Source organism: Cupriavidus sp. TMH.W2, assembly GCF_050847365.1.
Classification (GTDB): Bacteria; Pseudomonadota; Gammaproteobacteria; order Burkholderiales; family Burkholderiaceae; genus Cupriavidus.
In genome coordinates, this window is the sequence record NZ_CP193793.1 from 1,913,389 (window position 1) to 1,927,878 (window position 14,490).

Genomic DNA, 14,490 nt, shown 5'->3' on the forward strand with positions numbered 1-14,490 from the left:
TGATTACCTCCCTTGCGCGTCCGGCCCCGCCGCCGCCTCGAGTTCGATCTGGCGCGCCACCATCGCGCGCAGCGCAACCTTGTCCACCTTGCCCACCCGGGTGATGGGAAATTCCTCGACCACCTCGATGCGCTCCGGGCACTTGAACTTCGCCAGGCCCTGGTCGACCAGAAACTCCACCAGTGCCGGCACGCTCGGCGCAGCCTGGCCCGCGCGCAGGATCAGGTAGATACAGCCCTTCTCGCCGTAGAACGGATCGGGCATGGCCACCAGCTTGGCGTCCGCCACCGCTGGATGACGGCTGACATACGTCTCGACCTCTTCGGAGCCGATCTTTTCGCCGCCGCGATTGACGTTGTCGCGCAGGCGGCCTTCGAACGCGAAGCACCGCATGCCGTCGATGATGTGTTCGGTCACGAGATCGCTCGAGCGCACGAAGCCGTCCAGGTTCAGTGTCTGTGCAGTGGCCTCCGGCGCCTTGTAGTAGCCGCGCAGGCTCGACGGACCACGAAAGCACAGTTCGCCCGGCGTGCCGGGTGAGGCAGGTTCATCCGTGCCCGGCTCCAGCACCCGGATTTCGTCCTGCAGGCAGCCGGAGAAGCCCTGTGTGCGATGCCGGATCGCCGCGGGCAGCTTTGCGCCGGCGCCCATGAGCAACCCTTCTGTCGTGCCGTACATGTTGAAGCACGGCACGCCGATGTGCGCTTCGAGCGCGTCGGCGCGCGTCAAGGTACCGAACAGCTCCAGCGATGAAAGATCGTGCTGCGCGATGTCCTGGTAGGCGATCATCTGCGGCGCCACAGGGCCTATCGACATGCCATGTGTGACCCGGTGGGTCTCGATCAACTCGAGCATGCGCCGGATATCCACGCGCGGCATCAGCACCGAGGTCATGCCCGCCGCCACCGTGGGTGTCAGCACGTAGAGTTGACCGGCGTTATGCAGCAGCGGCAGAGACCAGATCAGGCGGCTCTGCTCGGTCTGGCCAAGCTGGCGCATCGAGGCCAGGGCGTGCCCGATGTACTCGGCATGAAAGCGCGGGATGATCTTCGGCACGCCGGTTGTTCCGCCCGAAAGCTGAAAGCTCAGCACATCCTCGCTGCCAATCCGCACCGCCGCCAGCACCTCAACCGCTTTCTCCAGCGACACCGATTCGATCAATGCCTGCAGACCGTGCCCGGCCAGCGGCCCTTCGTGACTCCGGCTACCGCCGCGCGCCACGATCAGATGCTGCAGGCAGCCATGGCGCACCGCCATTTCATGCGCGAAGCCCACGAGATCAAAGGCGCTGAAGTCTGCCTGCACAAAATAGGCGCGGGGCTCGGACAGCGTGGAGAGCTGGCCGATCTCGACTTCACGGTATTGCGGCACGGCGCACACCGGCACGATCCCGGCCTTGTAGCAACCCATCAGGGCAATCGCCGTTTCGATGGTCGTGCCCATCTGGAAGATCGCGCGGTCGCCGGGCATAAGCCCAAGCAGATGCAGCGCGGCACCGAGGCGCTCGCTGAGCGCGTCCAGCTCGGCGAAGGTGATCGAACGCTCGTCGCTGATGAACGCCAGCTTGTCGGGTATGCGGCGCGCGGTCTTGCGCAGTGCGCCGCCTAGGGTGTCGTTGATCCACGCGCCGGTCGCAAAATATCGCGCGGCGTCCGACGGCGGGCAGTACGCCACACCTTCAATGGGAAAGTGAATGCCTGGCATGGTCGGCTCCGGTCTCAAGGCTGCTCGCCGTGCCTGCGCGGCACAACGCGCACGGTATCGCGGCCGAAGGTGTCGATCTTGCCGTCCAGGCCGCCGGTAAAGAGGCCATACCAGACGGCGGGCTTGAGCTCCAGCGCCCGGCGCTCGAACACCACGGGCTCGCTGGAGGTGATGACGGTGTAGTCGCCGTGGTCCACGACCTGGCATGCCGGCAGACTGCGCGCGGCGGCCGCGAGCGGCGCAAACTCGGGCACGTTCAACACAAAAATGCGCAGGGATGGCGTGCTCATGCGTGACACTCCTGTTCCAGACCCAGACGGTGGCACAGGATCTCGGCCTTGCGCGCCCAGATGGCGTCGATCGATGTCACGCGCGACTGCGCGGCACTCGCTTCGTCCTCCAGTTCGATTGCCGCGGCAAGCGTTGCGTCAGCGTCGCGGGCATCCAGCGGCTCCAGCGTGCGCAGCTTGCGGGTTATCTCGATGAAGTAGCCGTTCGGATCCCGGAAGTAGATCGACTCGATCACCTCGTGCGCGGTTTCGGCCGATACCACCACCCCGCGCGCTTCCAGCCGTGCCTTCCATGCCAGCAGCTCATCCTGCGTGTCGACCAGCCAGGCCGTGTGTGTCGCGTCGAACACGTGGTCATCAGGGAACGGCGGTCTGGCGTCGCGCCCCGCAAGCAACTCGGGCTCGGTGCTGCCCAGGTAGTAGAAGAAGGCGATGGTGCTTCCGTTACCGCTGTCAAAGAAGAAGTGCAGGAAGTCAGGATGGGTCTCAGGGCCCCAGCCGCGCGCCGAAATCGTATGGATCAGCGGCAGGCCGAGGATGTCGCGATAGAACGTCACGGTGTCTTTCAGCCGCCAGGTTGGCCGGGCGGTATGGTCGACGCCGTGCAGGCGTAGCTGCGCGGCGTCGGGCGGGGAAATGCTCGCTTGCATGGTTGTGTCTCCGGATGGGGTGTCGGGGTGCCCTGGGATCGGTCAGTGCGGAAAGGTTTCGCGCAGCCAGTCTTTCAGCAGCCGCCCGGCCAAGTAGCGGCCTGCCTCTTCGTCTTTGGCGAGCGCCCGGCCGTGGTGGTCGCCGCGCACGCGACGGTGCTGTTTTTCGGTGCTGCCGATGCTGGCGTAGATGTCTGCGATGACGCTCGGGAAGCAGGCCTGGTCGCCCGTGTATTCGATGAGCAAGGTGGGCTGCTGGATGGCCGGCGCAGTCCTGGCGAGTGCCGCGTTGGACGACAGGCCAGACCAGGTGGACAGCCAGCTCTCCGGCGAACAGATGCGCGCGAAGCCGACCGAGCCGTAGTTCGAGGCAAACGGATCCGGGCCCCACAGCGATCCGTAACGACGGTCGGATGGGTCCAGCTGCAGATCGAAGCAACGCAGGTCTGCATCGGTGCGCCAGACGCTGAACAGCTGCGTATGTGCCGCGCGGCGGCGGACTGCGTCGCTGGCCGTTGCGCCGTTGCGCCGCACTTCTGCGCGCGCCTCCATGCGCTCCGCAATCATGGCCCGGGCCAGATCGTCGATACGCTGCACCCGTGCGGTCTGTGCGGCGCGATAACGGGCTGCAAAGTCTGCGCTGAAGGAGGCCGACTGCGGCGCCGGCGCAAAACCGTTGGCGGACGAGAACGCGTCGAGCGCGGCGTCAACCGACAGCGGGTCGCGCTCATCGGTCACAGCCGGGTCGATGCAGCCCTGCAGCAACACGCCCTGCCCCGGGTGCGGCGCCACGAACACGACGCCATCGACAGGCGGCAACAGCGCGGCCGCGAGGTTCGTCAAGCGACCCGCCGGCGTCTTGGCGATCCGCGCGTCGGGCGCAGCGTTGGACTGCTGCACATAGAGCGCGTACAGCCCGCTGCCCCCCGAATTGCCCAGCAGCACGATGCGGCGAAAACCCGCTTCGCGCAGAAAGCGCACGCCGGCTGCCACGTCATAGAGCGCGAACTCGTGCTCCAGGCGCTGATCGTTGCCCACCGAGCGCGGCGATTGCGACCACGCCGCATAGCCCGCCTCCACGATGTCGGGAATCAGGTAGTGGCAGGCCATGAATTCACGCGGATGCATGATGCAGACCACCGTGTCGGGCTGCCCGGCCGTGTACAGCGCACCGCCGGTGGCGGCACCATCCTCCGTACGCAGCACAACGTTGCGCGTGACCGTGCCGGGCGGAACGTCACGCGGATTCCAGTCGGTATTCAGGAACCCTGCGGTGGATCCTGAAGGGGCATGGGGTGCCGTGGATGCATTCATCGTCTTGCTCCTGTTTTTTACAGCATAGTCCATTTTTCGACGCATACGTAAATTTTTTCGCAAGAGCGTTGAAAACCGCAAGAAAGCGGCGATTGGTTCACGTATTGGTTGAAAATTGGGGTCCATCGTCCACCCGTGGCGAGATCGCTTGCTAGCGTGTTCCTGCCGTTTTGTTTATCGTGGTGAACTTGTCGACGCCTGCGTCGAAAACCCGAAATGGCTGCCCATGGCAAAGACACAGACCAAGAGCGACGCGCTGCGCGACTCGATCCTGGAAGTCGCGACCCGCCTGTTCATTGAACGCGGCTTCGACGGCACCGGCTTCAATGACATTGCCGACGCGGTCGGTTTGAGCCGTCCCGCCCTGTACTACTACTTCAAGACGAAGGAGGCGATCCTCGAAGAGCTGACTGCTGCCGTCACGCGCATGGCCGCGCAACTGGCCACTGAGGAAGTGCCGCAGGACATGCGCACGCCCGCTGGCACCCTTCGCCATCTGGTGCAGCGGCACGCGACGTTGATCCTGTCGCATCCGCAGCAATTCCGGGTGGTTGAGCGCAACGAGGGCAATCTGCCGCTCAAGCAACGCAAGCTGGCGGAGCAGTCAAGGCGCGCGGTGCTCGACCAGTTCCGGGAAGCCATCGAGTTCGGCATGGATCAGGGGACGTTTCGCGTGATCGACGCCAAGATCGCGGCCTTTTCCATCATCGGGATGTGCAACTGGACGGCGTGGTGGTTCCATCCTGACGGCCGCATAGCACTCGAGGATGTGTCCGCGCTGATTGCCGACATGGCGCTGCGTTCGGTTGAATCGCCCCCCAGCCGGAAACTGGACAAGCCGGGGCCTGCCGCAATCCTGCAATTGCTGCGTGATGACCTGACGCTGCTTGAGCGTAGTCTCGGATCGCCAGGGGATGGTCAACCGTAGGCCAATGCCTGTGAATCGTGTTGCGCGCAACGCTAGCGGATGAAGTCCCTACGGACTGGACAGGCGCGTTCATGGCCCGCAAGCGCGGGGGCGCACGACTTCGCTCTCATGGTATGGATCGGTTCCCCAATTCGGTTCCACCGAGGCCATCGCAATATCAGCATTGGAATCGTGGTGAGCAGGTTCCATCCCGGCCAGGAGTTCGCGAGCGCCAGCGCAGCAATCGCGCAAGCCGGCCGTCGACAAGAGGCCAATCAGCGCCTGACGCAACGCCGCATCACCAACGCCAAGGGCAGATAGAATGACATTCGCTATGGACCCCTACCTGCCCCAATGCTCGATCTCAACGACTTTCGCTATTTTGTCCGCATCGTCGAGTGCGGGGGTGTCACGGCCGCGAGTCGCATCCTCGGCGTGCCAAAATCCACAGTGAGCCACCGGCTCCAGGAGCTCGAGGCATCCCTTGGGGTCCGGCTGCTGAACCGCACCTCAAGAAGCCTGAGCATGACCGATGTGGGAGAGCTCTTCTATCGGCATGCGGTCGCAACTCTAGAGCGCGCCGAGCTTGCCGAGACGGCGGTCCGAGAGCGGCTCGTCGAACCGAGCGGAACTATACGCTTCACTACTGCCGTAGCGACATCGCTGTTCGCGATGCGGGCGATCCTGCCGGACTTCATCAGACTATATCCGAAGGTCAATGTCATACAGCACGTAAGCGACGACCAAGTCGATATTGTTGGCGGCAGCTACGATCTTGCGCTACGAGCACACACTGGCCCACTTTCGGACTCCACGCTAGTTCAGCGAACGTTAGCACCAGCCCCGTGGTTCTTATTTGCAGCGCCCGATTACCTCCGACAGCGTGGTGTACCGCGTACAATTGACGATCTCGCAGGGCACGACACCCTCCTCATGCTCAAGCACGGGAGTCCGCTCGCGTGGAAACTAACGCATCCGACCCAAGGAGAGTTAGTCCTTCCGCTTACGCCGCGACTGGCAGGCAACGATATCGTGACGCTCAAACAGGCTGCGCAGGACGGCCTTGGCATTGTTGCACTGCCTAATTACGTTTGCCGTGAGGATGTTAGGACAGGCACTCTCCAGCGCGTCCTTCCGGACTACCACGCCGGCGTGGCCAACATAACAGCGGTGATCCCATTCCGCCACGGCATGCTGCCATCCGTGCGCGCTTTTCTCGATTTTCTCGTCAAGCGAATTCCTGAAGTAGTGTCCTAACTCGCATCGTCCATCCTATTGGACGTAACCTCCAAATAATCCATCTTGTTGTCTTTCCGATCCAGATCCATCCTGTAAGCACTGCCGGTAAGTGCATTTCCGGCGAACTCCTCCGGCCGCCAATGTGGCCCGGAGAACAAGCTCGGGAGATAGATCGTGAAGATGTCCAGACGTGATGTACTCGTTGCAGGTGCCGCAGCGACGTTGAGTGCCATTACAGGGCTCAACGCCACTGCGGGTCAGCGCAACGATGTGAAATTTGACGTAGTAATTGTCGGTGGCGGCTCAGCCGGCGCTGTGTTGGCCACCCGCTTGAGCGCTGACAGGCAGCGACGCGTGCTGCTATTGGAAGCAGGACCGAATTTCGCTCCTGACAGCTATCCATCAGTTCTGAAGAACGCCAACATCGTTGCAGGCTCACCCGCTTACGATTGGAATTACCACACCAGTGACGCCGCGCGCCTTGGCCACGACATTCCAGTCCCGCGCGGTCGGGTGGTCGGCGGGAGTTCGGCGGTAAATGCTGGCGTGGCAATGCGTGCTCGCCCCGCAGACTTTGCTCGCTGGACGCAGCGTGGCATTGATGGCTGGTCGTGGGATGATGTGCTCCCCGCCTACAAAGCGATGGAGAACACTCCGTCCGGCGACGAAGCCTGGCATGGGAGGACCGGCCCATTCCCCATTCGGCAGCGCACCGCCGAGGACAACACCCCAGGGATGCGTGCGTTCGTCGATGGTTCGCAAACGCTTGGCCTGAAGCACGTCCGTGACCTCAATGGCGCCGACCCGCGTGGGGTGGGCTTCTATGCCCTGAATGTCGTCGACGGTGTGCGGATCAATACGGGGATGGCCTACCTGACTGCCGCCGTGCGCGCCCGTCCGAATCTCGTCATTCGTGGCGAAGCCGAAGTCGACAGCGTCGTAATCAAACGCAACCGCGCTGTCGGTGTGAACCTGGTCGGTGGCGAGTTCATTCCCGCAGGCGAGGTCATTCTCTCTTCGGGCACGTTCGGAAGTCCCGCGATTCTGATGCGCTCAGGCATTGGCCCCTCTCAGCACTTGGCGAGTCTTGGCATCTCTACAGTTGCCGACCTTCCCGTCGGCAACCGGCTGCAGGATCATCCGTTCTTCTACAACGTTTACGCCTTGAAGCGCGAAGTCAATGCCATGACACCGGCCTCCGGTGCAATTGTCTGGACAGGAGCGCAGGGCTCAGGACCCGACGATCTCGACCTGCAGATTTCCGCCACGCACCTTATCGATCCAAATGCGAGCCCGACTGGCGGCGCAATCGTCCTTGCCTGCGCTGTCACACTGCCCAAGTCGCTCGGGCAACTTCGCCTCGCAAGTCGAGATCCCCGCGTCGCACCAGTCATTCACTACAATTTCTTCGATGATCCGAGCGACCTTAACCGCTTGGTGGAGGCGGTCAAGTTATCGAGAGAGATCGGCCGCAGCAAGCCATTCTCGACGGTTATCGATCACGAAATTGCACCTGGAAATGCCGTGGACGACGCGGCGCTGCGCGCAAACATCGTGGCAAATGTCGCTGCCTACTTGCATCCGACTTCGACGGTTCCAATGGGGGGGCAATCCGACCCAAGCGCCGTAGTTGACCCATGGGGCAAAGTCCGTGGAATAGAAGCGCTGCGTGTAATCGACGCTTCCATCATGCCGGAGATCCCTTCTGTTCCGACAAACGTCACCACAATCATGATGGCCGAACGAATCGCCGCAAAGATTCTGGCTTGAACGCGCGCGACTACGACAGCCAGGGTAGATCTCGCTGCATGAGCGCTCGCTTGCCGTTCAATGCCGTCAGACCCAGCTATTTGACTAACGCCTTCGATCTCGATTGAAGGATGCAATCTCGGAGAATCACAAATGACCAGAATGATCCTGTTAGGGGCCGTAGAAGCATGGAGCGGAGAGATCTACAGCGATGGATGGAAGCGCCCTGGCCTAGGCACTGAAGAAGTCTTAGAAAAGGCGACCGGCACCAGACTCGGTACGATCGGAATCGCGTCCGCGCAGGATGTCGCTGCTGCAGCCACACTAGCGCGCAAGGCGCAAAAAGCGTGGGCGAAACTGCCAGGCCCGCGGCGAGGCGATATCCTGCGGGAAGCCGCACGTATCGTGCTGGAGCATGCCGACGAATTGGCCGAGCAATTGGTACGCGAGACCGGCTCAATCCGCACCAAGGCTCAATGGGAGGTGAGAATAACCGCGCGTGAACTGCTTGAAGCCGCGTCCCTGAGCAGTCAACCTCAGGGGCTGCTGACCCAGACGCTGGAATCAGGTTGCCAGAGCATCGCTCGGCGCGTCCCGCTTGGCGTCATTGGCGTCATCACCCCATGGAACTCACCGTTCATCCTGGGCGTGCGGGCCATCGCTCCGGCTTTGGCACTGGGCAATGCAGTACTATTGAAACCTGACGTGCAGTCGCCGATTGTAGGTGGCGTGGCCTTTGCCCGGGTCATGGAAGAGGCAGGTCTACCGAGAGGGCTGCTGCACGTCCTGCCGGGTGCTGCCGAAACCGGTGCGGCTCTTGTCAAAGAACCTCTCCTCAACATGGTCAGCTTCACCGGGTCCAGCCGCGTCGGCCGCGAAGTAGGCGCAATCGCCAGCGGGCAGCTCAAGCGCGTCTCGCTGGAACTGGGTGGCAACAATCCCTTCATTGTGCTCGACGATGCAGATGTCGAAGCAGCCGCGAGCGCCGGTGCATGGGGCTCCTTCTTCCACCAGGGGCAGATCTGCCTCACTACGGGCCGTCATTTGGTCCACGAGCGCATCGCGGAGGCTTATGTTGACGCGCTAGTGAGGAAGGCCAATGCACTCGTTGTCGGCAATCCGATGGACGAAGGCGTCCAGGTTGGGCCGATCATCAACGAACGTCAAGCAGATAACGCTGCGCGAATTGTTGCAGAGTCGGTTGCCAAAGGAGCCAAATTGCGCGCCGGCGGCTCGCGGAAGGGTCTCTTTTTTGCGCCGACCGTCATCACCGAGGTTACGCCAGGCATGGCCGCCTTTGACGAGGAAATCTTCGGACCGGTAGCCGCCATCACGACCTTTCGAACAGATGAGGAGGCCATCGCACTCGCCAACGCCACCGAGTACGGGCTGTCGGCGGCTGTGGTATCTGCCGACCTGGCCCGCGCACAACATGTTGCAGATGAACTGCACTCGGGCGTCGTCCATATCAATGACCAAACCGTGGTGCACGGGATCTATGGTCCCATCGGCGGACTTGGTATATCCGGGAACGGCTTCGGCCACGGCGCGTCAAGCAATGCGGATCAATTCACTGAGTGGCAATGGGTTACCTTGCACGCGCAGTTGCCCCAGTATCCGTTTTGACGATGCGACCGCACCGTCGGTCGATCAACCGGGAGCACATGGCACTAATGCGCAATAGCGTCTGCATAACCCGATTGCGAACGCACGGATGCCTGCCGCACACCAGGCGTTGAGCCAGTCGCAGCACTACTGACCGACAGCGCCAACCGGCCGTCGTTGTTGATATACCCGGCCGTGGCGTACACAGATGTCCGCTTCGAGAAGGCATAGCTGGCACGCACCGCGCCAACTGTAGACGGCTCGTCAGAGTCCGTAATTTTTTGAAGGTGGGCGGTCTGTTTCGCTGTGTGGATTCAACCATCCGGCCTCGCTGTAATCGAAGTGCCGATGGGCAGCCGCCGCAGGAGCACCTTGCTCGCCTGCAATGAGGCCAGCCTCTCCGAACAGAACTACTGCTGCTGGCTGGGACGGTGTGGCGTGCGAGCGCCGCTCGTCCCGGAAGGGTCAATATGTCAAGCAGTCTTGCGTTGCCGTCTTTCCGTCGACGGGCGAGTCTTCGACGCCCCCACGGTTGAGGCGTGCTGACCTAGCCCTGCGGTAGTGAGAGTCACCTGCGTAGCAATCAGTCGCCTCAGGTCCTTGCCATCCATCGCGACAAGCTTGAACCCTCGCATCGCAGACATCAGCGTACGAGCGACATCGGTGGCCGCGACCTGCAGCCCTGATTCTTCGACCGCGTCTTTGAGCTGGTCGGCCAAGTACGTCTGCAGATTGCCGTACGCCTGCTCCAAAGCCGGCATGTGGCTGTCCAAGGCAAGCAAGTCCTGCGCATCAGGGTTGGCCTTGACCTGTTCGTAGGGCTCGGCAATGCACAACTCCAAAACATGCATGAGCTTGCGCTCCAAGGGCCAGTCCTCCTTCAGCGTCGACTGGATGGTCTCGAGCAGGTTGTCGCTCATCCATTCCACGACCGCTTGGAAAACCTCTTCCTTTCCGCAGTAGACGAGGTACAACGCCGGGCGCGACATCCCAGCAGCCTTCGCGAGGTCCCCCATCGTCGTGCGGGCAAAGCCATACCGGAAGAACACGCCGTAAGCGGCCTGGATGACTTGGAGTTGTTTGTCAGTGTGCATGACCCCATTCTGACATTGGAATGGAAGATGTCAAATCGTCATTGACATCCTGTCGAAAAATGTCATACTGACATCCGACGTCAGAATGTCAGGGTTGCCATCCGGAGGGTGACTCAGGCGCCTCGATTGCAAGATGCGGAAGGCGATGCATGTCGCAAGTCGTCCGCAAGCCGTTCAACTGATTCCTTGAAAGGACGACCATGTCGCTCTCCTCTTACGTCTCCCTGGGCCGCTCCGGTCTTCGCGTCAGCCCCTTCGCACTCGGCACAATGACCTTCGGTGAGGACTGGGGCTGGGGTGCCGATGCCGAAACCTCCAAGGCCATCATGGCCCGCTACATTGAGCTCGGCGGCAACTTCATCGACACCGCGAACGGCTACACCTGCGGACATGCCGAGCACATCATCGGCGAGTACATCGGCAAGGACAGTGCGCTGCGCGACCGCGTCGTGCTGGCCACCAAGTTCGGCATGAATCTGTACCCCGGCGACCCCAATGGCGGCGGCGCCAGTACGAAGGCCATCGTGCGGGCGTGCGAACAGTCGCTGCGCCGGCTGCAAACGGACTACATCGACCTGTACTGGATGCACGTGCCAGACCGCTTCACCCCCATCGAGGAGACGCTGCGCACGCTGGAGAACCTGGTTGCCTCGGGCAAGGTTCGCTACATCGGCTTCTCTGACACGCCGGGCTGGAAAGTCGCGCAGGCGCAGGCCATCGCCTCGATGCGCGGCTGGACGACCCTCGCCGGTCTGCAGCTCGAGTACTCGCTGCTGGAACGCTCCGTCGAAGCGGAACTTGTCCCGATGGCGGAGGAGTTGGGCATCGGCGTGGTCGTCTGGTCGCCGCTGGCTAACGGCATGCTCTCGGGCAAATACACCCGCGCGAACGCCGGGACCGTCGACGGCTCGCGTGCGACGACGTTCGGCCTGCCGTTTGGCGAGCGCGAGTTTTCCATCATCGACGCGCTCGCCGACATCGCCAAGCGCCATGAGACCAACATCGCGGCAGTCGCGCTGGCCTGGGTTCGCTCGCGCTCCGGCGTGAGCTCGACACTGCTGGGCGCACGCACGGTGGCGCATCTGGACGCCAACGTGAAGGCGCTGGACGTCAAACTGGCGGCGGAGGATATTGCCAGGCTTGACGGTCTGTCGACGCCGCCGATGACCTTCATTTCCCGACTCGCTGGCCTCGCCGACATGGTTGTTCACCACAGCACGACCGTGAACGGCCAGTCCCAACCGGCCTGGTGGGGCGCGCCGGCAAACGACGCAGCCCGGTACTAATTAGCGCTAGCAAGGGCCTTCGGCGCCTTCAACGTTCAGTGAGACTGTCCATGACCATTCCTTCCCGACCCGCTAAAGGGCTAAGGCTCGAGCGCATGGAGACGTCGTTGCAGTATCGCGATGGCGCCTTTGTGAACACCTATGCGTCGACCGCTATCGAGACGGCCCCGGTGCCGTCCAAGGTCGCAACCCTGACGGAGTTTCTGTTGCCGGGCAAGGGCCGCCGGCCGGACCGGCCGCTTCCCATGTGGGACCCTCGTCCCGTTTGGGCGCGGGCAGCTGATACTGGACTGCGCGCTACGTGGCTGGGCCACTCCACGGTGTTGCTGGAGATGGACGGTCGTCGTGTGCTCACCGACCCTGTGTGGGCGGACAGGGCGTCGCCTTTCACCTTCGTGGGACCGAAGCGGTTTCAGCCGGTAGCGGTCGACATCGCCGCATTGCCTCCCTTGGATGTCGTCCTCATCTCGCACGACCACTACGACCACTTGGACCGCGCGAGCGTGTTGGCACTCGCGGCGCAGGGCGCGAAGTTCGTGACGTCGCTTGGCATCGGGCTGCATCTGGAGGCCTGGGGGGTGCCGCCGGACCGCATCACGGAGCTCGACTGGTGGGAGGCGACCGAGGTGGTTGACGGTCTGACCATCACGGCGGCCCCCGCACACCACTTCTCCGGCCGTGGACTAGGAGACGGGAACTCGACGCTCTGGTCTTCATTTGCGTTGCGCAGCAACCGCTGCAGCGTCTTCTTCAGTGGAGATTCGGGCCTCTCGGACGCGTTCGCGGACATCGGGCAACGCCTGGGTCCATTCGACCTGGTGATGGTGGAGGTCGGAGCCTTCCATCCTTCGTGGGGTAGGGTGCACCTTGGCCCGGAGAACGCGCTCAAGGCCTGGGCTGCCCTCGGCAGCGGCCGTCTGCTCCCCATCCACTGGGGCACGTTTGACCTGGCCACACATGCCTGGGACGAACCGGCAGAACTGCTGCTGATGAATGTGCCGCACGGCCGTTTGGTGATGCCTTGCCTGGGGCAGTCTGTGGAGCCGGCGCGCGCGGAGGATGTGACACCCTGGTGGCGCAGCTCGGCGTGGGACCGCCAGGACTGGCTTAGCGACGCGCCCACCCCTCCGTCGCCTCTGAAGTGAGGGCGCCGTGGTGGGTCAACGTGCCCATGTCTTTATGAGTCACTCGGAGTTTTGGAATGACCTTAGCTCAACGCGCTTGCGTGGGGAGGGAGCCCGATGGGCATCTCCGGCTTTCGCCAGAATCGCGCAAAGAGTTCCAGGGTACCGACGGCATCCGACTCAACGCTTCTTGTTCGACTGAGATACCACCGTTCCTGCAAGCGTCTTAGTCAGCGGCGACGAGCGAGGATTGTCCAGAGCCTTCGACGCTTTGCTTTCCGTGCTGGCTCCGGTTTGCGCTCTGGTACCTGCTTGACGCAGAGCGGAGCCAGCAAGTGATTTCTGCAACGCACTCGACGAATTGTTGCCGAGCGTCTTACCTGCAGTGGAGGCAACCTGCGGAGATGTTTTCTTGGTGTTCGTAGCCACGATTACTCCTCGAAGTGCTCCAGATGATAGGACGTCCGGGCTTCTGGAGCTTAACGGCCTAGACGAGGGAGCCACGAGACACAACAACTATATACAGTGGCTCACTGACGATAAGATACCACATATAGTTTAATCTTATCATCGGGCCCTGACGCAGTTCCCTTCGCCAAGTAACCGGATCGGTCTCACGGCCCCGCGTTGACCTCGCCGGCTACACATGCCTTATGAGTAACTTTTATAGGATGTGCCATTGATTCGCTTAGCTTCGCGAGTTCGTAACGTCAATCCAAACAAGGGATCCAGAGAGATTCCGGCTGCCATCAGACAGGCGCAATGAACTCGAGCGAGATCGATCAATTCTGAGCGGGATTCGCAATTTGAAGGCAAGGGTCGCCGTGTGGACTAACGCGACCAGCGCCGCATCGCAGCGGTAGAAGATCTTAAAGATCACCACTGCGGAATGCCTCCCTTTTGTGCCGGCTGCGTTGGATCTCGATCAATTGATCTTAATGGCGTCATCTCATGCCTGGCGGCCCCACATCCGGAGACAAAAATATCGTTAAAAAACATGATGTTAGCCCGTCAAAAATAACGACATTCTATGCCTTCCGAAAATAAAAAAACGACAACTTATGGCTTACGGCCTTTCCCTCCGTGAGCGCATTGCGCTACCTATCCGGCCAATAAAGCGACATCTTTTGGCTTACAGACGCGCCATCTAGTGCTCACGTTTCTCATCAGCATGTGGGAAATTCAGCATAAAGTGGCCGTTTGGACGCCATATGCTTGAATGTCAGAATGGCCGGGTTATGCTTGCACGTTGCGCAAAAGTGGATATTTAGTTGCTTTTATGACGCCGCAGCCTAGCTCAATGCTTCTTGAACCATCTTCCCCAAGCTATCAGCAGGGCCGTTCATTGCTACGCGAGAAACGAACTATTGCGTCTTGCGCCACGCTAGGTAGGCGCGTCTGAGCAGTAGAGGTGAGGCGACATCTTGCAATCCGAGGGCTGCACCGACCGCTTCGATCCGGTCGCCGCGGTCCAGTCGGATTGCAGCATAGGTGTTTCGCAAAGTCTGGGGCGACAAGCGGTCGACCT

Annotated in this window: 12 protein-coding genes; 6 read left to right on the forward strand and 6 right to left on the reverse strand. The window is 61.7% G+C overall.

The window, feature by feature from the left end:
• Positions 1–3: 3 nt before the first annotated feature.
• The 4 genes from ACREYQ_RS26150 to ACREYQ_RS26165 are packed head-to-tail and all read right to left on the reverse strand — an operon-like array spanning position 4 to position 3,958.
• Positions 4–1,704, reverse strand: a complete 1,701-nt coding sequence (locus tag ACREYQ_RS26150) for an AMP-binding protein (protein WP_432260888.1) — start codon at positions 1,702–1,704, stop codon at positions 4–6.
• Positions 1,705–1,718: 14 nt separating this feature from the next.
• Positions 1,719–1,994 carry a hypothetical protein gene (locus ACREYQ_RS26155; RefSeq protein WP_432260889.1) on the reverse strand — a complete coding sequence of 92 codons (276 nt, stop codon included), beginning with the start codon at positions 1,992–1,994 and terminating at the stop codon, positions 1,719–1,721.
• A complete protein-coding gene (locus tag ACREYQ_RS26160) occupies positions 1,991–2,644 on the reverse strand; it encodes a VOC family protein (RefSeq protein WP_432260890.1) in 654 nt (217 codons plus the stop codon). The genes ACREYQ_RS26155 and ACREYQ_RS26160 overlap by 4 nt, the downstream gene beginning before the upstream one ends.
• A 42-nt stretch (positions 2,645–2,686) precedes the next feature.
• On the reverse strand, positions 2,687–3,958 hold the full coding sequence (locus ACREYQ_RS26165; protein WP_432262658.1) for an alpha/beta hydrolase: 1,272 nt from the start codon (positions 3,956–3,958) through the stop codon (positions 2,687–2,689).
• A 226-nt stretch (positions 3,959–4,184) separates the two neighbouring features.
• Here ACREYQ_RS26165 and ACREYQ_RS26170 point away from each other — a divergent pair, with 226 nt between their 5' ends.
• From ACREYQ_RS26170 to ACREYQ_RS26185, 4 genes are all read left to right on the forward strand, one after another.
• Complete coding sequence (locus tag ACREYQ_RS26170; RefSeq protein WP_432260891.1) at positions 4,185–4,886, forward strand: TetR/AcrR family transcriptional regulator; 702 nt, start codon at positions 4,185–4,187, stop codon at positions 4,884–4,886.
• A 333-nt stretch (positions 4,887–5,219) separates the two neighbouring features.
• Positions 5,220–6,122 (forward strand): LysR substrate-binding domain-containing protein, encoded by a 903-nt coding sequence (locus ACREYQ_RS26175; protein WP_432260892.1) that lies wholly within the window; start codon positions 5,220–5,222, stop codon positions 6,120–6,122.
• Between the two features lie 162 nt (positions 6,123–6,284).
• Positions 6,285–7,874: a GMC family oxidoreductase gene (locus ACREYQ_RS26180; protein WP_432262659.1), complete on the forward strand. Its 1,590-nt coding sequence runs from the start codon at positions 6,285–6,287 to the stop codon at positions 7,872–7,874.
• Between the two features lie 132 nt (positions 7,875–8,006).
• Complete coding sequence (locus ACREYQ_RS26185; RefSeq protein ID WP_432260893.1) at positions 8,007–9,479, forward strand: benzaldehyde dehydrogenase; 1,473 nt, start codon at positions 8,007–8,009, stop codon at positions 9,477–9,479.
• A 452-nt stretch (positions 9,480–9,931) separates the two neighbouring features.
• Here the strand turns inward: ACREYQ_RS26185 and ACREYQ_RS26190 are convergent, their stop codons facing one another.
• Positions 9,932–10,552: a TetR/AcrR family transcriptional regulator gene (locus ACREYQ_RS26190; protein ID WP_432260894.1), complete on the reverse strand. Its 621-nt coding sequence runs from the start codon at positions 10,550–10,552 to the stop codon at positions 9,932–9,934.
• Positions 10,553–10,752: 200 nt separating this feature from the next.
• Between ACREYQ_RS26190 and ACREYQ_RS26195 the strand changes: the two genes are divergently transcribed.
• Positions 10,753–11,838 carry an aldo/keto reductase gene (locus ACREYQ_RS26195; protein ID WP_432260895.1) on the forward strand — a complete coding sequence of 362 codons (1,086 nt, stop codon included), beginning with the start codon at positions 10,753–10,755 and terminating at the stop codon, positions 11,836–11,838.
• 50 nt (positions 11,839–11,888) lie between these two features.
• Complete coding sequence (locus ACREYQ_RS26200) at positions 11,889–12,983, forward strand: MBL fold metallo-hydrolase (protein WP_432260896.1); 1,095 nt, start codon at positions 11,889–11,891, stop codon at positions 12,981–12,983.
• A gap of 159 nt (positions 12,984–13,142) precedes the next feature.
• Here ACREYQ_RS26200 and ACREYQ_RS26205 read toward each other — a convergent pair whose 3' ends face one another.
• Complete coding sequence (locus tag ACREYQ_RS26205) at positions 13,143–13,391, reverse strand: hypothetical protein (RefSeq protein ID WP_432260897.1); 249 nt, start codon at positions 13,389–13,391, stop codon at positions 13,143–13,145.
• Positions 13,392–14,490: the final 1,099 nt, after the last annotated feature.